Raw genomic sequence first — 1,045 nt, 5'->3', positions numbered from 1 at the left:
TGTTGACTCGGTCGATGGGGCGTTGGCCGCCGATGCCGAGGTGGGGTCGGTCCAGGTTGTAGTGCTCGAGCCAGGTGGGCAAGAGTGCGGCACGTTCGTCGTTGGTCGTGAACACGCGCGAGTAGGCCCACTCGGTGGCGAGGGTGCGATTGAGGCGCTCGGCCTTGCCGTTGGTCCAGGGGCAGTGCGGCCGGATGAACTTCAACGTGATGGCGAGGTCGGCCGCGGTCTTGCGGTAGTTCTTGGATCGGCGGTAGTTCAACGCGTTGTCGCTGATCACCCGCTCGACGCGGATGCCGTGGGTCGCGAAGAACGCGGTCGCGGAGGCGAGGAACGCCGCGCAGGTCGGGCCGGTCTCGTCGTCGTGGATCTCGGCGTATGCCAGGCGGGAGTGGTCGTCGATCGCGGTGTGCACGTAGTCGTAGCCCAGCCCACGCTTGTCGTTGGGTCGCTCGCCACGGCCGTGCGCCTTCCAGCCGCCGCCATCGGGGATGCGGCCGAGCTTCTTGACGTCGATGTGCACCAGTGAGCCCGGGTGGGGGTGCTCGTAGCGGTTCGCCGAGCGCCGCGACGCCCGGATCACCACACCGGTCAGCGGGTCACACGCGCGCAGCAGCGGGGTGCGGTGCCGGGCCAGGACCCGGCCCACCGTCGAGGCCGGCAGCCCCAGGTGTCGACCGATCCAGACCGGGCCACGTCGCGAGAGCATCCGCGCGATGCGCACCCGCGTCTCCACGCACGGCGCCGTTCGAGCCGGGTGGGCGCGAGCCACGCTCGACCGGTCCACCAGCCCGGGACGCCCCTCTGCCTGGAACCGGCGCCACCAGCGCCACGCCGTGGTGCGCGAGACACCCATCTCCGCGGCCACATGAGCGACCGGACGACCGGCCGCGATCCGTGAGACGAGCACGAACCTGCCGGCAGGGGTCAGCCGGGCATTAGCGTGAGACACGAGAGACCTCCGTTGATGCGAGCCGGGTTCCTAGACAGCTCCCACTCGACCCGGAGGTCTCTCGCTACGTCAACAACGGTCGTGGTCAGTACA

1 protein-coding gene is annotated in these 1,045 nt (G+C 69.7%); it reads right to left on the bottom strand.

Annotated elements, in window-relative coordinates; genetic code table 11:
• A partial coding sequence (locus tag KOV94_RS20410) for an IS481 family transposase (protein WP_218053041.1) occupies positions 1-952 on the bottom strand: 952 nt, incomplete at its 3' end.
• Positions 953-1,045: the final 93 nt, after the last annotated feature.

This window comes from Cellulomonas algicola (assembly GCF_019024305.1).
GTDB classification, from domain to species: domain Bacteria; phylum Actinomycetota; class Actinomycetes; order Actinomycetales; family Cellulomonadaceae; genus Cellulomonas; species Cellulomonas algicola.
This window is presented reverse-complemented; position numbering and strand designations above follow the sequence as displayed.